This is a genomic window from Colidextribacter sp. OB.20 (assembly GCF_009911595.1).
GTDB lineage: Bacteria > Bacillota > Clostridia > Oscillospirales > Oscillospiraceae > Lawsonibacter.
The window spans coordinates 1-20,281 of the sequence record NZ_QWKG01000058.1 but is presented as its reverse complement, the minus strand read 5'-3'; the positions used below and the strand labels follow the sequence as shown (position 1 = coordinate 20,281).

The window sequence follows — 20,281 nt, the reverse complement described above, 5'->3', positions numbered from 1 at the left end:
CGATATGGGATTGGAGAGTGAACAACATGAGAAAATTCAAGCGGCTGCTGGCGGCCGTCCTCACCGCTGCCCTGGCGGCCTCCCTGCTGGTCCTGCCGGCGGGGGCGGCGGGCTCCTTCAGCGACGTCCAGGATGAGGCCACCGCCGTCAACGCGGACATCCTGCGTCTGATGGGTGTGGTGAGCGGGGTGGGGAACAACCAGTTCAACCCCGGCGGAAGCCTGACCCGGGCCCAGTTCTGCACCATGGCGGTAAAATTCCTCCAGCGGGACAGCGAGGCCCGGCAGTACTCCACCCGGACCATCTTCTCTGACGTGCCCAGCAGCCACTGGGCCCGGCAGTATATCAATCTGGCCGCCTCCATCCCCGTTTCTGAGGAGTCGGGTGAGGGGGCCAGGACCACCTATCTGGTGTCCGGCGTGGGCGACGGGACCTTCAAGCCCGAGAGCAACATCAGCATGAGCGAGGCTGTCACCATCCTCCTGCGGGCTCTGGGCTACTCCGGCAGGCAGGCCGGGGCGGTGTGGCCCCAGGGCTATCTGGACCTGGCCCAGTCCATCGGCCTGACCGACGGTCTGGCTGTGGGGGCCTTCTCCGAGATCAGCCGGGCCCAGGCGGCCCAGCTTTTTGTCAACGCCCTGCGCTGCAAGACCGCCAAGGGCGAGGCCTACTACAAGTCGCTGGGGGATGTACCCAGCGAGAAGAGCATCATCCTGGCCGTCAATGTTGCCACCGATGACGGCGGCAGCACAGGGGCTGTCCGCACCACCAACAACAGCGCCTCCGAGGCCTATCTCCCCGCCGGCGGCAGCGGCAATGTCCCCGCTCTCCAGGGCAAGCGGGGGAGCCTGGTGCTCAACGACCGGGAGGAGATTGTGGCCTTTGTCCCCGACGACAGCACCGCCATCACCATTACCCTGTCGGGCGACGCCCAAGCTGCCTTCCTGAAGGCCGCCGGGGGCCGGCAGTATACCATATCCGGCACCGCGAAGGTCTACAACTCCGCCTCCGGAGAGGGGAAGAGCTATCTGGAGGCATACTCCACCCTCACCTCGGGCACCCAGGTCACCATGTACTCGGAGAAGGGCAAGATCGTGGCCATCTACTCCACCAGCAGCGGGACCACAGTGGACTCTGACGCCGTGGTGGTCATGGGCACCGCCACCACCGCCACCTTCCACCAGCTCACCGGCGGCGCGGCCAACTTCAACATCATCAAGAACCGCCAGTCCATTGACCTGTCTCAGATCAAGCCCTACGACGTGGTCACCTACGACGCCATCAGCAATACCCTGGTGGTCTCCGACCTGCGGCTGACCGCCGCCTATAAGGACCCCGCCCCCACGCCCAAGACCCCCACCACCATCAGCATCGTGGGGCAGAAGGACGTCCCCGTGCTGTCCAGTGCCTGGAACACCATGGACGACGTGAAGGTGGGAGAAAGCGTCTGCCTGCTCCTCACCGCCGACGGCAAGGTGGCCGGCATCGTCAAGCCCAACGGCAAGCTCCGCTCCACCGCCATCGGAATGGTCAGCGGCAGCGGGGTGGAAATCTTCCTGCCCAACGGCGGCACCATGAAGCTGGAGGGGACCGTCTCCAACGCCTCCAACGTGGAGAACCAGCTGGTGAGCATCTCCGCCTCCCGGGACGGCTTCTACGCCAGCCGCCTGTCCACCTCCGGCGCCCCCGGCGATTTCAATGTGAACGGAATGAAGCTGGGCGGCTACACCGTCACCGCCGGCGTGCGGATCTATGAGCAGGTCCAGGGCGGGGCCATGGTGGAGATCAACCAGGGCGACCTGGCGTCGGCCGTCATCCCAGCCGGACAGATCGCCGGCTGCCATCTGAACAGCTCGGGCATGGTGGACTATATCATCCTCAACGATGTCACGGGCGACGCCTATGAGTACGGCATGATGGTGGGCAAGGCCACTACCGTGCCGGGCGGCGTGGATGAGAATGGCAATGAGCGGCCCGACAGCACCCACACCGACTGGACGCTGGTGCGGGGCAGCGGAGACATTGTCTTTGCCTCCTCCGCCGGCTACAACGGCCGCACCGGCGACATGGTGGGTGTGGTCACGGGAACGCCCCTGAGCGGCGGCGACGGCAAGACCATCAAGGCCATTGTCCGGCTCACGGAGATCAAGGTCAAGGCCAGCGACTTCTTCGAGAGCCAGGGGGTGCCCCACGTCACGGTGGGCGGCCGGACCTACCGGATCGCCGATGATGTGGAGTGCTGCCGCGGCCAGGGCGGCAGCCGCAGCGACCTGGATTGGCTGAGCGGCACCGGCGCGGAGCGCCTGACCGCCATCAAGGCCTACTCCAGCAATCTGACCATCTATGTGGACCCCGTGGGCCAGCAGGTCCGGGTCATCAAAGCGAACTGAACCGATATAAAAAATCAGGCTCCCGATTGGGAGCCTGATTTTTTAGACCGCCGAAATAAGCGCCCCCTCCTCGGGAGGGGGCACGGCAGGGCATGTTCAGATAAAAGGATGGGAAAACCGCAGCTTTACTGCTCCTTCTGGGGGAAGACGATGCCGCCCACACTGACGTTGACGGCGGCGACCTCCAGGCCGCTCATGGACTCGATGGCGTTCTTCACGGCCTCCTGAACGGCCTTGCCCATCTCGGGGATGGTGTGGCCATAGGCCATGAGGACGGACATGCTGACCACGACCTTTTCGTCCTCCAGCTTGATGTGGACCCCTTTGGCGGCGTTTTTCTTGCTGGGGTTGGTCAGACTGCTGACCCCCTCCACCTCCAGAGCGGCGGCGGCGGAGATGGCGGCCAGCACCTCCTCGGAAATATGGATGTTGCCCAGCTCATCAGAGCGGGAGACGTAGTCCTTGCTGTCACTCATGTGATACCACTCCTGTTTCCAGTTTTGCCGATGATCATTGTTATTCTACCACACTTTTGCCCCCTTGACAACCGCGCGGGGGAAAAACTTTCAGGTCCGCCGCCAGGTGGAGGGACAGAACAGAACCAGAATGGGGAGGATCTCCAGCCGGCCGATAATCATGCACAGAGACATGACAGCCTTGGACAGCCCGGAGAAGGCGGCGAAGCTGCCGCTGGGGCCGATGACCTCCAGGCCGGGGCCCACGTTGCTGACGCAGGTGAGGGCGGCGCTGAAGGAGACGGCGAAGGACTCCCCGTCCAGAGAGATGATGAGGGCGGCCACAAAGACAGTGGTCACATAGGCCCCCACAAAGACCAGCAGGGAGTGGAGGGTGGACTCGCTGACCAGCTTGCCGTCCAGCTTGACCACCTCCACCGACCGGGGATGGGTGATACGGTGAATCTCCCGCCGGATGGAGCGCAGAAGCAGAAGCACCCGGGAGCACTTCATGCCGCCGCCGGTGGAGCCGGCGCTGGCCCCGCAGAACATGAGCAGGATGATAATCAGCTGAGAGAACTGGGGCCAGAGGACGAAGTCCGCCGTGCCGAAGCCGGTGGTGGAGATGATGGAGGCTACCTGAAAGACTGTGTACCGCAGGCTTTCCCAGATGCTGGAATATACCCGCAGGTTGGACAGGGTGATAATGGCTGTGGCCCCGAACACCACCCCCAGGAAAAACCGCAGCTCGTCGCTCTGGAGGGCCTCCCTCCACTTTTTGGTGAGCAGCAGGAAGTAGATGGCGAAGTTGACGGAGAACAACAGCATGAACACCGTGATGATGATATCAATGGACACGCTGCCGTAGGCCCCCACGCTGGCGTTCCGGTTGGAGAAGCCGCCGGTGCCCGCGGTGGAGAAGGAGTGGATCAGGGCGTCGTACAGGGGCATCCCGGCCAGCTTGAGGCAGACCACCTCCAGGGCGGTGAGGGCAAAATACATGGTGTAGAGGATTTTAGAGGTCTGGGACTGCTTGGGCACCAGCTTGGAGAACACCGGCCCCGGCGTCTCCGCCTGGGTCAGGTAGTGGGAGCGGATGCCCAGCTTGGGCACGATAGCGGTGGCCAGCACCAGCACCCCCATGCCTCCCATCCAGTGGGTGAAGGCCCGCCAGAACAGAATGCCCTTGGGCAGGGCCTCAATGTTGGTGAGGATGGTGGAGCCGGTGGTGGTAAAGCCGGAGCAGGACTCGAAGATGGCGTCTATGGGGGTGGCGAACCAGCCGGAGAAGATAAAGGGCAGCGCCCCGGCCAGGCCGGTGAAGATCCAGATCAGGCCCACCGCCACAAAGCCCTCCCGGGTGAAGAATTGCTGCTTCGCGGGCAGAACGGACAGGCCAAAGCCGCAGGCGGCCATGATGAGGATGGCGTAGATAAAGGGGAGGGGGCTCTCCCGATAGAGCAGGGCAACAGCCATAGGGACCACCATGGCGGCGGACTCCAGAATCAGAATCCTGCCCACCAGCTTCAGGACAAGCTTGATGTTCATTTGGCGCTCCCTCCCGGGGTGTTGGGCTCGGCGGCGTAGATGTCGTTCAGGTCCAGAACGCCGCCGTCCCGGGCGATGATGATGACTTGGTCCCCCTCCTGGAGGAAGGAGGCGCCCTCGGGAATGATGATGTCCTTGCCCCGGACGATAACGGCCAGCAGGACGCCGGGCCGCAGCTTGAGCTGCTTCAGCGGAACGCCCAGGTTCCGGGTGCTGGGGCCCACGGTGAACTCCATGGCCTCCGCCCCGCCGCCGGCGATGCGGTGGAGGGAGTTCATCACGCTGCCCTGGGAGTTCTGCATCCCCCGCACCACGTGGAGAATGTGGGAGGCGGTGACGAATTTGGGGGAGATGACGCTGTCCAGGCCCAGGGAGCGGACGATGCCGGCGTAGCCCTGGCGGTTGCACTTGGTGATAACCTTGGGCAGGCCCTGCTGCATGGCGTACAGGGCGATGATGAGATTCTCCTCGTCCCGGTCGGTGAGGGAGATGAAGGCGTCGCTGGCGGTGAGGTTCTCCGACTCCAGAAGCTCGGAGTCGGTGCCGTCTCCGCAGATGACCGTGACCCGGGGGAACTGCTCGCTGAGGAGGCGGCAGCGCTCCTCGCTGCGCTCGATGATTTTCAGCCGGATGCCCATCCGGTCCAGGATGCTGGCCAGATAAGTGGAGATCTTGCCGCCCCCCACCAGAAAGACCTGCTTCACCTTGGGGGCGTATCGGCCCAGCTGGCGGAAGAACTGGTCCAGGCTGTTTGGCCGGCCGATCATATACAGCTTATCCCCGGCCTGGGGCACGAAGGAGCCGTTGGGGATGGAGACCTGGCCGTCCCGGTCCACGGCGCAGAACAACAGGGAGAGCTTCTTGATGTGCCCAGGCAGGCTGTACAGAGGGGCCCCCACCAGAAAGTCCCCCTCCTGAAGGCGGAAGCCCATCAGCTCCACCAGCCCCCGGCAGAAGGTCTCGATGTTGGCGGCGGAGGGGAAGCGAAGCAGCCGGGAAATTTCCACAGCGGTGGTGTTCTCCGGGTTGATGACCATGTCGATTTTCAGGTCCCGGCGCAGCTCGGCCACGCTGCTGGTGTATTCCTGGTTGCGGATGCGGGCGATGGTGTATTTGGTGCCCATGCTCTTGGCGGTGAGGGAGCAGACCATGTTTACCTCGTCGGAGTTGGTGGCGGCCACCAGAAGGTCGGCGCCGTCCGCCCCGGCCTCCCGGAGGGTGGCGGCGGAGACGCCGTTGCCCCGCACCGTCATGATGTCCAGCTGGTCGCCGGCCCGGCGCAGCTCCTCCTCCACGGTGTCCACAATGGTGACGTCGTGCTCCTCCTTCACCAGCTGTTCGGCCAGAGTGAAGCCCACCTTGCCGCAGCCTACAACAATAATATTCATAGTATTGATGATCCTTTCCAAAATGAACAGGGTAGGGGCCGCCCCCTGGGCGGCCCGATATGAATGAGAGGCGGCCCCTGCGGGGCGGATAGAAGGATTAAATGGTCCATTCCCCGTGAACAATGCCCACCAGATACCAGCGGGTTTCGCTGGGCTGAAACACCAGCTTCAGGGAGGACCAGTCCATCCCGTCATTCACCGGGTCGGTGCTGGGGAAGCTGAAATCCACAAACCGGCAGCCGGGGTAGGCCTCTGCCAGGTTTTCCAGGGCGTTGCCGCCGGTGATGACCCGGTCGATTCCGATCTGCGGGGCCTGGGTGTAGTCGTAGTTATAGACATAGCGCTCGAAATACTGCAGCATGGTCATCTGGATGGGGTCACCCCGGCCGTCCTCAAAGCCCCAGGTGTAGACCGTCTGATCCTGGGCCAGACCCTTGATCTGGTCGGCGGTGAAGGTGAGGTCGCTGTCCGGCTCCACTGTGGAGTAGGGGGTGAAGGTGACGCCCAGCTCGGGATGAACGTAGGCGGCCAGAGCGGACCAGCTGCCCTGCTGGATTGCCCGATTGACGGCGCAGGCGGAGCCAAGCAGCGGGAAGTTGTCCAGCGGGTCCAGCGGGTCAGACTGGGAGGACGGGGCGGGGCTGGGAGCCGCGGATGTGTTGCTGCTTGGGGGAGGGAAGGTGTTGGCCGGGCCCATAACGGGAGGGGCGTTCTCCCCCCACAGGTCAATGGGAAGAATCACCCCCACCAGCAGTCCAAAGACCAGGCAGATGACGCAGGGGAATATTAAAAATCGTTTCAAATACAGTTCCTCCTTAAGTATCGGGACAGTGAGGAAAGACCTTTTAACTCAATACATTATAGCTCAAATTGCGGGAAGATGCAAGGAGAACAAATCTGCCCGAAATACAAAAGAGGAAATTTGTCTATTTTGCTGACGGGCCGGGCGGGTCCTCGACGGGGCTGGAGGGCAGAAAACAGGGAGGGAAATCCTTGAATTTTGTGTGGGATAATGGTATAATTTCTCCATCCAACAGGGGAAAGCAGGAGGGTTTTTCATGAATGAACAGACACGGGAGCGGCAGTTCCATATCCAGTGCGCCGAAGGGGAGGTGGGGGGCTACTGCATCCTCCCCGGCGATCCCGGCCGGTGTGAGGCCATCGCCCGGCACTTTGACAGCCCGGTCCACATCCAGACCAACCGGGAGTATGTCACCTATACGGGGGAGCTCCTGGGGGAGAGGGTGAGCGTGGTGTCCACCGGCATCGGCGGGCCCTCTGCCGCCATCGCCATGGAGGAGCTGGCCAACCTGGGGGTCCACACCTTCGTCCGGGTGGGCACCTGCGGGGGCATCAACCTGAGCGTCCAGAGCGGCGACGTGGTGGTGGCCACCGGGGCGGTGCGCATGGAGGGGACCAGCCGGGAGTACGCCCCCATCGAGTGGCCCGCCGTCCCCGACTTCACGGTGACCTCCGCCCTGGTGGAAGCCTGTAAAAATCTGGGCTACCCCTGGCACGCCGGGGTGGTCCAGTGCAAGGACTCCTTCTACGGCCAGCACTCCCCGGCCCGGATGCCGGTGAGCTTCGAGCTGGAGCAGAAATGGGAGGCATGGAGGCGGCTGGGGGTGCTGGCCTCCGAGATGGAGTCCGCCGCCCTCTTTGCCGTGGCGGCGGCCCGCCGGGTGCGGTGCGGGTCGGTGTTCCACGTCATCTGGAACCAGGAGCGGGAGAAGGCCGGGCTGGACCAGAAGGAGAGCCACAACACCGAGGCGGCCATCACCGCTGGGGTGGAGGCGCTGAAAATTCTGATTCAACAGGACAGAGAATAACAAAAGCATAGAAAGGGCAAGGCGGCTAGTGTGAAAACTAGCCGCCTCTTGTATTCCATTTTTAATCCGCCGGTGTATAGGTTCCGCTGACAGAGACCACCGTGAAATCGCAGCTTCCTTTCAGCTTGCTCGTATTTCTGTTACATTCAATACTATACGAATGGGAATAATCTCCGCTGGAAGGCATTTTGAATGTAAACTCGACGCCAGTATCCTCTGCATCAGCCAAGTGCCATTTTTCTCCAATCGCTCCGTCGTTGTCAATGTTTGCTCGAAGTGTTATTTCAACATTGCTGAATGTTCCTGCGCTTGTACTATAGGCTTGGAAATCAATCGTCGAAGTGCTTACATAATACAAAATGGTTTGATGATATTCGGAATCCGTAAATTCTCCGCTGAACGAGATGTAGTCACCAATATTTTCTGTGGTCAGTTCGATTTCCTGGGGCTTTTTTGACCCGCCGCAGGCCGCCAAAGAGAGAACCAGGGCCGCTGTAAGTATGAGTGCAAGTGTTTTTTTCATAGTGTCAACCTCCGTCTGATTTTTTTGCTTGGGATGTAAGCTGTATTATAACACTGACAGGAATTATAGTCAACATAAAAAGGAATATTAGGAACTTAAAAGGGACAAAAAATCCCTATAAAATATCTTATAGGGGGTGGACTAATGGTTGATATTAAGAAAATCGGGGAGAATATCAGAAAAGAGCGAAAGCGGCAGCTGTTGACAATCGAGCAGCTGGCGGAAAAAGCCGGAATTACAGACAACTTTTTAGGGAAGATAGAGCGTGGAGAGGGAATGCCCAGTTTACAGACAATAGACAGCATTGCCTGTGCCCTTAATGTTGGCATTGATTATCTAAATGGTAATGTACTGCATAATACAGAACACACATTTATTACAAGCCTGATAGAAATAAATGGGCTCAGCGGAGATAACAAAGAAAAATTTATTGATTTTATCAGCACCAATATAAAATACTTTAAGTAGATATCCTCTACGAGTTTTTGTACCGCTATGGGTTTGGAGTAATTCAAAGGAAAACCGTCAAGATTTTTGTCAAAAAAGATTGACATTTTAGGTATAACCCGCTATAGTGTATCTCGCTATCCGTGAAAGCCGGTCAACGCGCCCGACGTCCCCCCTGGACAGAGGGCCCGCCCGGTGAATAAATCGAGGGAGCTGACAAAGAAAACAACAGAAATGGGGGAGGATACATGTCCAAGGAGTTGATCCGCCTGGCCGGCTGCACCATGGCGTTCGACGAGGATATTGTGCTCGACAAAATCAATTTAAGCATTCAGGATAAGGAATTCCTCACGCTGCTCGGACCCAGCGGGTGCGGCAAGACCACCACGCTCAGAATCATCGGTGGTTTTCAGACGCCCACCTCTGGAGATGTTTTGTTCGACGGGGTGAGGATTAATGCTGTCCCGCCCCACAAAAGGGCCATCAACACGGTGTTCCAGAAGTACGCCCTGTTTCCCCACCTGAACGTGTATGAGAACATCGCCTTCGGTCTGCGCATCCCCAAGGCGGACGCCAGCGGGAACAAGCTGAAGCTGTCGGAGGAGGAGATTGACCGGCGGGTGATGGAGATGCTGGAGGTGGTCAATCTCCGGGGCTTTGAGAAGCGGCGGACCACCCAGCTGTCCGGCGGACAGCAGCAGCGGGTGGCCATTGCCCGGGCGCTGGTAAACCGGCCCAAGGTGCTGCTGCTGGACGAGCCCCTGGGAGCGCTGGACTTAAAGCTGCGCAAGGACATGCAGAATGAGCTCAAGCGTATCCAGAAGGCCATGGAGATCACCTTTGTCTACGTCACCCACGACCAGGAGGAGGCCCTTGCCATGTCCGACACGGTGGTGGTGATGGACTCCGGCCGCATCCAGCAGATCGGCTCCCCTGAGGACATCTACAACGAGCCGCGCAACGCCTTCGTGGCCGACTTTATCGGCGAGTCCAACATCATCGACGGTATCATGCGGGCCGACGGAGTGGTGGAGATCTTCAACCGGCGCTTCCAGTGCCTGGACGGCGGCTTTGAGAGGGACGAGGCGGTGGACGTGGTCATCCGCCCCGAGGACGTGGACATCGTCCCCGAGGACCAGGGCCAGCTGAAGGGCACCGTCACCTCGGTCACCTTCAAGGGGATGCAGTACGACATTATTGTGGACTTCTACGGCTTCAAGTGGCTCATCCAGACCACCGACCTGTCCCCAGTGGGCAGCCGCATCGGCATCAAAATCGACCCGGACGGCATCCACGTGATGAAGAAGAGCGAGTACTCCGGCATGTTCGGCGACTACTCCTCCTACTCCGAGGAGTATGAGGAAATCTCCAGCTATGACCCGGAGGAGGAGGACGGCGGGGATGAAGAATAAGCTGTCCTTGTTTGCCGTTCCTTATGTGATTTGGATGGCTCTGATGGTGGTTGTCCCCATTCTGATTATGGTGGTGTACGCCTTCACCACCACCGAGTTTGAGGGCACTATGGAGAATTTCACTGAGATGGGTCTCTATGCCTCGGTGTTCCTCCGCTCCTTCCGGCTGGCCGCTGTCGCTACCGTGGTCTGCCTGCTCATCGGCTATCCGGTGTCCTATTGGATGGCCCACGAGGGCCCCGGCTTCCAGCGGGTGGCTATGGCCCTGATTATGCTGCCCATGTGGATGAACTTCCTCCTGCGTACTTACTCCTGGATGTCCATCCTGGAGAACAACGGCCTGCTCAACCAGCTGTTCCGGAGCATCGGCCTGGTGGACCTGTACAATCAGATTGCCCTCCACTTTGCCGCCGACCCCGCCCTGTACAAGCCCACTGACTACATCCCCATGATCGGCACCTCGGGGGCGGTGGTGCTGGGCATGGTGTACAACTACCTGCCCTTTATGATCCTGCCCATCTACTCGGTCATCCTCAAGCTGGACCACTCTCTGCTGGAGGCGGCCCGGGACCTGGGGGCCGATTCCGCCGGCGTGTTCCGGAAGGTGATTCTGCCCCTCTCCCTGCCCGGGGTGCTGTCCGGGGTGACCATGGTGTTTGTCCCCTCGGTGTCCACCTTCGCCATCTCCCGCCTGCTGGGAGGGGGCAACCAGATCATGCTGGGCGACCTCATCGAGCAGCAGTTCCTGGGCGGAGCCTACGACCCCCACCTGGGGGCCGCCATCTCCATGGTCATGATGGTCATTGTCGTCGTCTGCATGGTGGTCATGAACCACTTCGGCGAGGGCGAGGAACAGGCGGTGATGCTATGATCTATGTTGTTTGGAACGCCGCGTATGTAGGGCGGGACGACTCGGCCCGCCGCGCCGGGGGCCTCCTGATTTCGGCGCGCCGGGGTCGTCGCGCCCTACAGAGGAGGGTCTGCTTATGAAGAACTCCAACCGCCTTGGCAGCCGCCTCTGTATCGGCCTGATGTTCCTCTTTCTGTACGCCCCCATCATCCTGCTCATTATCTTTTCCTTCAACGCCGGGGACTCCAGCGCCGTGTGGAAGGGCTTCTCTCTGGACTGGTACTCCAAGCTGTTCCGGAACCGGCTGATTATGGAGAGCGTTTACACCACCCTGCTGGTCTCTCTGCTGGCCACCGCCATCGCCACGGTGGCGGGCACCTTCGCGGCCATCGGGCTGTACAGCCTGGGGCGGAAGAAGCGGGAGGCCCTGCTCACGGTAAACAACATCCCCATGATGAACGCCGATATTGTCACCGGCGTCTCCCTGTGCCTGTTCTTTGTGGCCTTTTTCCAGGGCTGGGGGACCTTCGCCCGGTGGTTTAACTCGGTCCAGAGCGCGGTGGAGCTGCCCGACCGGCTGGTGCTGGGCTTTACCACCCTGCTGCTGGCCCATGTGGCCTTCAACATCCCCTATGTCATCCTCAACGTGGCCCCCAAGCTGCGGCAGATGGACCGCAACCTGATGGACGCGGCCCAGGACCTGGGGTGCACCTGGATGCAGGCCTTCTGGAGGGTGATGCTGCCCGAGATCAAGCCGGGAATCGTCTCCGGAGCCCTCATCGCCTTTACCATGTCCATTGACGACTTTATCATCTCCTACTTTACCGCCGGCTCCGCCAGTTCCACTCTGGCCATGACCATCTACGGCATGACCAAGAAGCGGGTCACCCCGGAGATCAACGCGGTATCCACCCTGCTGTTCCTCTCGGTGCTGGTGCTGCTGGTCATCACCAATGTGCGGGAGGCCCGTCAGGAGGCCCGGAGGAACCGGGGGAGAGCCCATCAGCCCTCCGCCCTGGAGCGGCTGCGGCTGAAAATGGCCGGGCCCCGGTACAAGTGGGCCCGGCGGGGGCTGGCCGGGGCGCTGGCCTGCGCCTTCCTGTGTACCGTGACGGTGCTGGCCCATGCGACCAGCTCCCGGCCGGTGGTCAATGTGTGCAGCCTGGGGGAGTACATCGACGAGGAGCTGATTACCCGGTTTGAGAACGCCACCGGCATCCGGGTGAACTACCAGACCGCCGAGAGCAACGAGGCCCTCTACTCCCTGCTGAAGAGCGGCGGGGCGGACTACGACGTGGTGGTCACCTCCGACTATATGGCGGGGCGGTTTATCCAGGAGGGCATGGTGGAGAAGCTGGACTACAGCCAGATTCCCAACTTCTCCCTCATGGACGAGCGCTTCCTGAATCTGGACTTCGACCCCGCCAACGAGTACACCGTCCCCTACACCTGGGGCACCCTGGGCATCATCTATAACCGGAACATGGTGGAGGAGGAGATCACCAGCTGGAGCGCCCTCTATGACGACAAATACGCCGGGAACGTCCTGCTCATCAACAACTCCCGGGACGCCCTGGCCGAGGCCCTGCTCTGCCTGGGATACTCGGTGAACACCACCGATGAGGCCCAGATCAGAGAGGCCTATGAGCTGGTGGCCGGCGCCAGCCGCCGGGGGGTGTTCCAGGGCCGGGTGTCCGACGAGGTGTTCCAGAAGATGGAGGGCGGAAACGCTGCCATCGCGACCTACTACGCCGGAGATTACCTCTCCATGCTGGACAACCAGGCTGACGGAGTGGATCTGGCCTTCGTCATCCCGGAGGAGGGCTCCAACTGGTTTGTGGATGCCATGCTGATGATCCGGGACGCCCCCCACCGGAAGGAGGGGCACATGTGGATCAACTTTATCGCCTCCACCGAGGCCAATCTGGCGAATATGGACTATATCTGGTATGCCTCTCCGAATAAGGCGGCCCTGGAGCAGTATCCGGACTACTATGAGGAGCTGTATGAGGAGGAGCTGGACCCGGAGATTTACGAGATTATGGCCGCTCCGGAGGAAATTCTGGCCCGGTGCGAGCCCTACCACAACCTGCCCGCCGCCACCCTCAAGCTGTACAACGACCTGTGGACCCAGCTGGGGGTGAAGTAAGGAAAACGGTTAGGAATGCGCCCCAAAGCCTCCCTTCGCAAAGGGAGGTGGCATTTGCGAAGCAAATGACGGAGGGTTTTCCTTACCGATACTGCACCGCAATCTTTCAGAGAGAAAACCCCCAGTCACGGCTTCGCCGTGCCAGCCCCCTTTGCGAAGGGGGCCTGCAGGCAGAATAGATTAAAAAAGACCGGCCCCGCCTTTCCATCAAAGGCGGGGCCGGTATGTTCCGGGGAGGAAGGATGCGCGCTTAGAACTCCAGATTCTTGCCGTCCTTGGCGAAGACGTGGCACACGTTGCCGCTGAAGGTGAGGTTCAGCTGGTCGCCGGAGTGGTAGGAGTCGATGCGCTCGCCATTGGCGTCCATGGTGGGCACGATGACGACGACGTCCTTGCCGTTGGCGTTGGCGTGGAAGTGGACCTCCGCGCCCATCAGCTCAGACACCTCGACGGTGGCGGACAGGGTGTTGCCCGGCTGCTTGGCCAGAACCATGTGGCTGGGACGCACGCCCAGGGTGATGTCCTGAGCCGCGACGCTGTGGGCCGCCAGGTTCTTCTGCTTCTCCTCAGACAGCTCAACCTTGCAGCCGCCCACGCTGACGGCGTACTTGCCGCCCTCGTTGACCAGCTTGGCGTCGAAGAAGTTCATCTGGGGCATGCCGATGAAGCCGGCGACGAACAGATTGGCGGGGTGGTCAAAGACCTCCTGGGGGGTGCCGATCTGCTGGATGTAGCCGTCCTTCATGATGACAATGCGGTCGCCCAGAGTCATAGCCTCGGTCTGGTCATGGGTGACGTAGATGAAGGTGGTGCTGATCTTCTGGCGCAGCTTGATGATCTCCGCCCGCATCTGGTTACGCAGCTTGGCGTCCAGGTTGGACAGGGGCTCATCCATCAGCAGCACCTTGGGCTCGCGGACGATGGCGCGGCCGATGGCCACGCGCTGCCGCTGGCCGCCGGACAGCGCCTTGGGCTTCCGGTCCAGGTACTGGGTGATGTCCAGAATCTCAGCGGCCTCCTTCACCCGGCGGTCGATCTCATCCCTGTCCATCTTGCGCAGCTTCAGGGGGAAGGCCATGTTCTCATACACCGTCATATGGGGATACAGAGCGTAGCTCTGGAACACCATGGCGATGTCGCGGTTTTTGGGCTCCACATCGTTGACAAGCTTGCCGTCGATGTACAGCTCGCCGCTGGAGATCTCCTCCAGGCCGGCCACCATCCGCAGAGTAGTGGACTTGCCGCAGCCAGAAGGACCGACGAGGACGATAAATTCCTTGTCGGCGATGTCCAGGTTGAAGGACTGCACCGCGATGACGCCCTGGTCCGTGACCTGCAGGTTGGTCTTCTTCTCGGGCTCGCCCTTCTTTTTCTTGTTGGCCTTCTTCTGGTCGCCGCTGTGGGGATAGATCTTCTGGATGTTCTTCAGGTTCAGAGTTGCCATAGCGTTCGGCTTTGATGGAGCGGCCTCCGCCACATCCACCTCGCCCTGAGGAAGCAAGTCCCCAGGGGCTTTACGGCAGGTCTCCACACTGCCGCACCGCAAGCCGCAGCGGTTTTTTTCCTCCTTTTGTTTGGTGCCGGGGGCTATAGTGATGGAGTAGCCGCCCGACCCGTGGATTATATTTGGAAAGGCGGGCGGACCCGCCCGTTCCAACGGGAGAAAGGCTCCCCCCTTGTGGGGGAGCTGTCAGCCGCAGGCTGACTGAGGGGGCCTTCCCTGCACACCCCCTCCGCCTGGCCTTCGGCCAGCCACCTCCCCCATGAAGGGGGAGGCTTTTTTGCGCATTCCTATACCTTCTGTCCCTTGAAGATGATCGCCTTGATGGACAGGTCCTTCTGGTCCAGCAGGACGATGCTGGCCTCCTTGCCAACGTCCAGGGTGCCCGTCCGGTCCTCGATGCCGATGGATTTGGCGGGGTTATAGGTGCAGGCCCGAACGGCGTCGGCCACAGGGATTCCGAAGGACACCGCCTGGCGCAGGCAGCCCATCAGGCTGGTGACTGACCCGGCCAGGGTCTCCGGGTGGCCCAGGATGGTGGCCCGGTTGCCGTGGACCTCGATCATCTGTCCGCCGAAGGGGTACTCCCCGTCAGGCATGCCGGTGGCCCGGAGGGAGTCGGAGATGATAATCATCCGCTCCTTTCCAAACAGGCCGAAGGTGAGCCGGACCACGGCGGGGTGGATGTGGATGCCGTCGCAGATCAGCTCCGGCATGACCTCAGGGACCTCCCAGGCCGCGCCGATGACGCCCGGGTCCCGGTGGGCCAGGGGGGGCATGGCGTTGTACAGGTGGGTGGCGTGGTCGGCTCCCGCCTGGAAGGCGGCCTTGGCCGTGTCATAGTTGGCCACCGTGTGGCCCACAGAGACATGGATGCCCAGCTCCCCGGCGGCCTTGATGAACTCCACGGAGCCGGGCTGCTCAGGGGCCAGCGTGACCAGGCGCACACAGCCCTCCGCCGCCTCCTGGAGGCGCTTCAGCATGGCGGCGTCCGGGTCGTGGAGGTAGTCCCCGTTCTGGGCGCCCTTTTTAGCCATGCACAGGAAGGGTCCCTCCAGGTGGGCCCCCACCACCTCCGCGCCCCCGGCGTTCTGTTTCCGGTGGGCGGCGGTGTTTTTGCAGATGGCAGTCAGCTGATCCTCCGGGAGGGTCATGCCGGCGGGACAGATGTAGGTGACACCTTGGGACAGCTCAAAGTCCGCGATTTTTTGCAGGCCCTCGGCGGTGGCGTCGGAAAAATCCTCCCCCACGCAGCCGTGGAAGTGGACGTCCACCAGCCCGGGGATGACCCAGCAGCCGCCGGCGTCCAGAACGGCCTCATCGCCGCTGGCCTGGGCGATGAGCGGTCCGTCGGTATTGACGTCTCGGGCGATAAAGCCCTGATTCAGGTCAAAGACCTGACCATTGATAATTCTCATACCTCCACTCCAGCGGCGATGAGCTTGCTGAGAGCGGCCTCGTCAGCGACCAGCACCACGTTCTTGTGCAGCTGGAGGATGGAGCCGGGGCACTCAGGGGTGATGGGCCCGGAGACAGAGCGGCAGATGGCGTCGGCCTTGTCCTCGCCGCTGGCGCACAGCAGAACCTTCTTGGCCCCCATGATGGCGCCCATGCCCATGCTGATGGCCTGCCTGGGCACGTCGTCCCGGCTGGCGAAGAAGCGGGCGTTGGCGTCGATGGTGCTCTCGGTCAGGTCCACCACGTGGGTCTCCTTGACAAAGTGGTCGCCGGGCTCGTTGAAGCCGATGTGGCCGTTGCGGCCGATGCCCAGCAGCTGGAGGTTCACATAGCCCAGGGAGCGGATATAGGCGTCGTACTCCGCGCAGAAGGCCTCGGGGTCCTTGGTCAGGCCGTCGGGCACCCGGGTGTTCTCGGGGAGGATGTCCACATGGTCAAAGAGGTTGCTCTGCATGAAGTAACGGTAGCTCTGGTCGTGGTCGGGGGCCAGGCCCACGTACTCGTCCAGGTTGACGGACAGCACGTCCCGAAAGCTGACCAGGCCCTGCTTATACCAGTCCACCAGATACTTGTAGGCCCCCTCGGGGGTGGAGCCTGTGGCCAGACCCAGGGCGCAGGCGGGGTTGTGGGTGATTTCCCCGGCGATGATCTGGGCTGCCCGGCGGCTCATGGCGTCGTAGTCTTTTTCGCGATAGATTTTCATGGCATATCACTCCTTTAATGTTATTTTATACTAGACCGGCAGTATTTGCAAGTACTGATTTTGGGGAAATTTGCTCCGCCCGGGCCATCGCCTGCCCTGCCGCGGCGGGGCGGGGGAGAGGCCGAAGGCGGCTGCCGGTGGGATTATTGTATCTCTTTTTCGGGCGAATGGGAAGGAGAGATTTGAAAATTATCCCCATTTGTTGAAATCAGTGAAGGAGTCTTAGAGGCTGTACCAATAGCCTCAGTACCCAGCTTTGCGGCCAAAATTGCCGCTAGGGCTTGTTTGAAAAATGTCAATACGCCCAAGGGGCGGGTCTTTTTCCGCCATACTGCCCCAATTTTTCTTGAAATACATCCAGTATTCCTGCGAAAAATTGTGTTTGTCTGGCGGAAAATCCCTCGCCACTGTGCATATTTCCATTTTTCAAAAGGCGCCTAGCCTTGTTGAAAAATCTTGAAATACACAAAGCATTCCCGCGACTTTTCGCCTTGCCGCCGGCAATTTTGCCTCGCGAATCGAAATACTTCGGCTGTTGGTACAGCTTCTCATTTTCTCCATTGCCTTTTGCCGCGGCTTATATTATACTTCTAATTAAAAAAGGAGGCGGAGCTATGACGTTTGAACTGAAAAAGGGCGGCCTGCGGGCTGTGGCCCGGACCAGGGGCGGGGAGCTGATTTCCCTCCAGGACGCGGCCGGGCGGGAGTATATCTGGGAGGGGGACCCGGCATTCTGGGCGGGGCAGAACCCCATTTTGTTCCCCGTTGTGGGCACTCTGAAGGACGGCAGAGTGGACATCGGCGGCAGAAGCTGTGAAATGGGCCGCCATGGCTTTGCCCGGAAAATGGAGTTCCGGTCCGTGGAGAAGGGGGAGGACTTTGTCACCCTGGAGCTGCGGGAGAGCGGAGAGACGCTGGCCTGCTACCCCTATCCCTTCTCACTGCGGGTGACCCACCGGCTGCTGGAGGACGGGTTTTCCACCTCCTTCGCCGTGAGGAACACCGGGACGGACCCCATGCCCTTCTGCGTCGGAGGCCACACCGCCATCCGCGTCCCGGAGGGGGACCGGCTTGAGGACTGCGAGCTCCTTTTCGACGAGGAGGAGAGGGCGGACAGCCTGCTGCTCACCCCCGAGGGACTCATCCGTCACAACGGGCGCAGACCCATGCTGGACGGCACCGGCCGGATGGCCCTGGACTACGGCGTCTTCGCGGAGCTGGACACCATTATTTTCAGCATGCTGCGCTCGGGGCGCGTGTCTCTGCTCCACAGAGGGAGCGGCTGGGCGGTGGAGCTGGACTTCCATGAGTTCCCTATGGTGGCCTTCTGGACCAAGCCGGGGGCGCCCTATCTGTGCATGGAGCCCTGGCAGGGCTGCGCCGCCTATGACGACGAGAGCGGGCGGTTTGAGGACAAGCCCTTCTGCATTGTTCTGAAGCCGGGGGAGGAAAAAAGCCTGGGCTACACCTTCCGTCTGACATAAAATAATCCCCGGAGCACGCCTCTGGGGATTATTTACTCCTTGCCGAGGCATACTAAGGCCATCCGATACAAGGAGGTTGTTTCTATGAGCAAAGTCAGCAGACAGAAGAAGCAGAACAGGAATCAGGGCCGGGATCTGAGGGGCTCCGCCCCTATCGCCGGCCAGAACCGCACCGACACCGCAACCAACGCCCAGGACCCCATGGCCGATCCGCTGGAGATGCGGATGAAGCGGGAAGGGCACGACATGTAACAATGACCGGGGCGGCAGAGGCCGTCCCGGTTCCCTTCATAGAAACTTCACAGAAAGTTCCAAGTCTGGTGAAGATTGGCCCGGGGAGATGTGGTATCCTGTGCACAGGTCAAAAGAGTGACTGAAGCAAACCCCTTACCACTGCCGTCCCAGCGGACGAAGCTCCCCGGCGCGGCAGACCAAAAACTCCTGTCCCTGGACGGTTTCTATACATCCGTACCTCCTCTTTCTGTTTACCAGCAGCGCCCGCCGGAAAACCGGCGGGCGCTGCTGGCTTTTGGACGGCTTCAGCTTCCCTCGCCGGCAATCATGCCGGTGTGCTCCAGCACCAGGCGGTAATAGTCGGTGTCCAGGATGGCGCCTGAGTAGGCCACACGGTTCTGAACCTCGGATACCAGACCCTCCACCTCCTTCGGGTCGGGCTCCTCCCCGTCCCAGCGGGTGAACTGGTCGGTGATGGAGTTGTAGTACCCGGCCTGGCTGATAAAGCTGTAATTAGCGAAGATGACCAGGGGGTCGGCGGCGGACAGAATGTCCGACCCCATGATGAGCCGGGAGTCGTAGGGCAGGCCGAAGAGGTTGGACAGGGTGGGCAGCACGTCCAGACTGGAGCAGAACTTGTCCACGTGGACGGCGGCCCCCTCCATATCCCCGCTCCACAGGATGAGGGTGTTCTGGAAGAGCTCAAACACCGGGTCCACCTGGTGGCCCAGAAGCTCGCTGTACTGTTCGTCGGTGAGGCCGTAGGGGTAGTGGTCGGCAGAGAGGACAATCACCGTGTCACGAAGCTTTCCCGCTTTCTCCAGCTGGCTGAGCAGGCTCTCCACGGCCAGCTCCAGCTCCAGCTGGCAGGCCAGGTAGCAGCGCACCTCCTCGCTGTAGGGCAGTCCGGCCACCGCGTCCCAGTGGCGGGCGGCTATGGCGTTGGTGTCCAGGGTGTAGGTCAGGTGGCCGCTGACGGTGAGACAGTAGACGGCGAAGCGCTCCTCATTGACAAACATGGGGACGATTTTCTCCATCATCTCCAGGTCGGAGGGGGGAAAGCTGTCCCCCGACTCCAGCTCCAGACCCTGGCCCAGAGCGTAGTAGTCATAGCCCATGTTGGGGTGGGACTTGTCCCGGTCGTAGTAGTCATAGAGGTAGTTGTGAAAGGCGAAGGTGGAGCAGCCCTCCTTGCGGAGCTGATTCCCCAGGGCGAAGGGCATGTAGTTCTCTGAGGACAGAGAGTAGCTCCATACCCCGGATTTGGGAATCAGGCCGGTGGTGGTGACATACTCGCCGTCGGAGGTGGACAGCCCCCACAGCGGGGTGTAGAAGTTGTCAAAGACGAAGCCCTGGTGGGACAGCTTCCACAGCGCGGGGGTGCGCTGGGGGTCCATGGCCAGGGTGGAGAAGCCCTCGGCTACAATCCAGATGAGGTTTTTGCCCTGGAAATAGCCCGTCCACAGGTTTTCCGGGGTGGGCTTCCGCTGGGAGAACCACTGGTGGGCCAGCAGCAGCCCCTCGTCCTCCTCGTTGGCGATAAGGGTGTCGAAGTCGATAGGCAGGGTGTGGTAGCCCGGGATGGTCTCCGGAGCGAAGATACTGGAGTCGGGGGGCGGGGGGTCCTCGCCGGGAGGGACGGTGGGCTCCAGATCAGGGGGCGCCTTGTCGGGAGCCGGCTCCTCGCTCATATCCGGGGCGTCGGGCCGGATGCCGAAGAGAACCCGCCGGACCTCCAGCTGGGTCTGGGTGAAAACGCCGAAATTCTGCACCTCCAGCTCGGGGGTGGCGGCCCGGTAATAGATGTAACGCAGGGAGAGTGTCCCGCCGCCGCACAGCAGCACCAGCCCCAGGGCAGCCAGCTGGACGGCGGCGGCCATGGCCGCCCAGCGCGGGCGCAGTCCCGGGGC

At 61.2% G+C, this 20,281-nt stretch carries 17 protein-coding genes; 8 read left to right on the top strand and 9 right to left on the bottom strand.

What is annotated here, in order from left to right; translation table 11 throughout:
- Window positions 1–26: 26 nt before the first annotated feature.
- Window positions 27–2,390, top strand: a complete 2,364-nt coding sequence (locus D1641_RS13920; RefSeq protein WP_160666706.1) for an S-layer homology domain-containing protein — start codon at window positions 27–29, stop codon at window positions 2,388–2,390.
- Window positions 2,391–2,515: 125 nt separating this feature from the next.
- On the opposite strand, the gene D1641_RS13915 is transcribed toward D1641_RS13920, so the two are convergent.
- The 4 genes from D1641_RS13915 to D1641_RS13900 all read right to left on the bottom strand — a co-directional run bounded on the left by D1641_RS13915 (window position 2,516) and on the right by D1641_RS13900 (window position 6,583).
- The gene (locus D1641_RS13915; protein ID WP_160666704.1) at window positions 2,516–2,866 is read right to left on the bottom strand and encodes an Asp23/Gls24 family envelope stress response protein; all 351 of its coding nucleotides are present in this window, start codon (window positions 2,864–2,866) and stop codon (window positions 2,516–2,518) included.
- A 90-nt stretch (window positions 2,867–2,956) separates the two neighbouring features.
- Complete coding sequence (locus D1641_RS13910; protein ID WP_160666702.1) at window positions 2,957–4,393, bottom strand: TrkH family potassium uptake protein; 1,437 nt, start codon at window positions 4,391–4,393, stop codon at window positions 2,957–2,959.
- The gene (trkA, locus tag D1641_RS13905) at window positions 4,390–5,781 is read right to left on the bottom strand and encodes a Trk system potassium transporter TrkA (RefSeq protein ID WP_160666700.1); all 1,392 of its coding nucleotides are present in this window, start codon (window positions 5,779–5,781) and stop codon (window positions 4,390–4,392) included. The genes D1641_RS13910 and trkA overlap by 4 nt, the downstream gene beginning before the upstream one ends.
- A gap of 97 nt (window positions 5,782–5,878) precedes the next feature.
- Window positions 5,879–6,583, bottom strand: coding sequence for a hypothetical protein (locus tag D1641_RS13900; RefSeq protein ID WP_160666698.1), 705 nt, complete (start codon window positions 6,581–6,583; stop codon window positions 5,879–5,881).
- A gap of 256 nt (window positions 6,584–6,839) precedes the next feature.
- On the opposite strand from D1641_RS13900, the gene udp reads away from it, so the two are divergent.
- Complete coding sequence (udp, locus tag D1641_RS13895) at window positions 6,840–7,610, top strand: uridine phosphorylase (protein WP_160666696.1); 771 nt, start codon at window positions 6,840–6,842, stop codon at window positions 7,608–7,610.
- A 61-nt stretch (window positions 7,611–7,671) separates the two neighbouring features.
- Here udp and D1641_RS13890 read toward each other — a convergent pair whose 3' ends face one another.
- Window positions 7,672–8,133, bottom strand: a complete 462-nt coding sequence (locus D1641_RS13890) for a hypothetical protein (protein WP_160666694.1) — start codon at window positions 8,131–8,133, stop codon at window positions 7,672–7,674.
- 144 nt (window positions 8,134–8,277) lie between these two features.
- Here D1641_RS13890 and D1641_RS13885 point away from each other — a divergent pair, with 144 nt between their 5' ends.
- The 4 genes from D1641_RS13885 (at window position 8,278) to D1641_RS13870 (ending at window position 12,991) form a co-directional block, all read left to right on the top strand.
- On the top strand, window positions 8,278–8,601 hold the full coding sequence (locus D1641_RS13885) for a helix-turn-helix transcriptional regulator (protein ID WP_160666692.1): 324 nt from the start codon (window positions 8,278–8,280) through the stop codon (window positions 8,599–8,601).
- A 227-nt stretch (window positions 8,602–8,828) separates the two neighbouring features.
- On the top strand, window positions 8,829–9,992 hold the full coding sequence (locus D1641_RS13880) for an ABC transporter ATP-binding protein (protein WP_160666690.1): 1,164 nt from the start codon (window positions 8,829–8,831) through the stop codon (window positions 9,990–9,992).
- Window positions 9,982–10,863, top strand: coding sequence for an ABC transporter permease (locus D1641_RS13875; RefSeq protein WP_160666688.1), 882 nt, complete (start codon window positions 9,982–9,984; stop codon window positions 10,861–10,863). Before D1641_RS13880 ends, D1641_RS13875 begins: the two co-directional genes overlap by 11 nt.
- Window positions 10,864–10,978: 115 nt before the next feature.
- Window positions 10,979–12,991, top strand: coding sequence for an extracellular solute-binding protein (locus D1641_RS13870; protein WP_160666686.1), 2,013 nt, complete (start codon window positions 10,979–10,981; stop codon window positions 12,989–12,991).
- 250 nt (window positions 12,992–13,241) lie between these two features.
- Here D1641_RS13870 and ugpC read toward each other — a convergent pair whose 3' ends face one another.
- The 3 genes from ugpC to nagB all read right to left on the bottom strand — a co-directional run bounded on the left by ugpC (window position 13,242) and on the right by nagB (window position 16,653).
- Entirely contained in the window at window positions 13,242–14,435 is a 1,194-nt protein-coding gene (gene ugpC, locus D1641_RS13865; RefSeq protein ID WP_160666719.1) for a sn-glycerol-3-phosphate ABC transporter ATP-binding protein UgpC, read from the bottom strand.
- 347 nt (window positions 14,436–14,782) lie between these two features.
- Entirely contained in the window at window positions 14,783–15,910 is a 1,128-nt protein-coding gene (gene nagA, locus D1641_RS13860; protein WP_160666684.1) for an N-acetylglucosamine-6-phosphate deacetylase, read from the bottom strand.
- Window positions 15,907–16,653 (bottom strand): glucosamine-6-phosphate deaminase, encoded by a 747-nt coding sequence (gene nagB, locus D1641_RS13855; protein WP_160666682.1) that lies wholly within the window; start codon window positions 16,651–16,653, stop codon window positions 15,907–15,909. The genes nagA and nagB overlap by 4 nt, the downstream gene beginning before the upstream one ends.
- A 614-nt stretch (window positions 16,654–17,267) precedes the next feature.
- On the opposite strand from nagB, the gene D1641_RS13850 reads away from it, so the two are divergent.
- Both D1641_RS13850 and D1641_RS13845 read left to right on the top strand, forming a co-directional pair.
- The gene (locus D1641_RS13850; protein WP_160666680.1) at window positions 17,268–18,137 is read left to right on the top strand and encodes an aldose 1-epimerase family protein; all 870 of its coding nucleotides are present in this window, start codon (window positions 17,268–17,270) and stop codon (window positions 18,135–18,137) included.
- An 84-nt stretch (window positions 18,138–18,221) separates the two neighbouring features.
- Window positions 18,222–18,389: a hypothetical protein gene (locus D1641_RS13845; protein ID WP_160666678.1), complete on the top strand. Its 168-nt coding sequence runs from the start codon at window positions 18,222–18,224 to the stop codon at window positions 18,387–18,389.
- Window positions 18,390–18,676: 287 nt separating this feature from the next.
- Here D1641_RS13845 and D1641_RS13840 read toward each other — a convergent pair.
- Window positions 18,677–20,281, bottom strand: a 1,605-nt coding sequence (locus D1641_RS13840; protein WP_160666676.1) for an LTA synthase family protein, incomplete at its 5' end; no start/stop codon positions are given.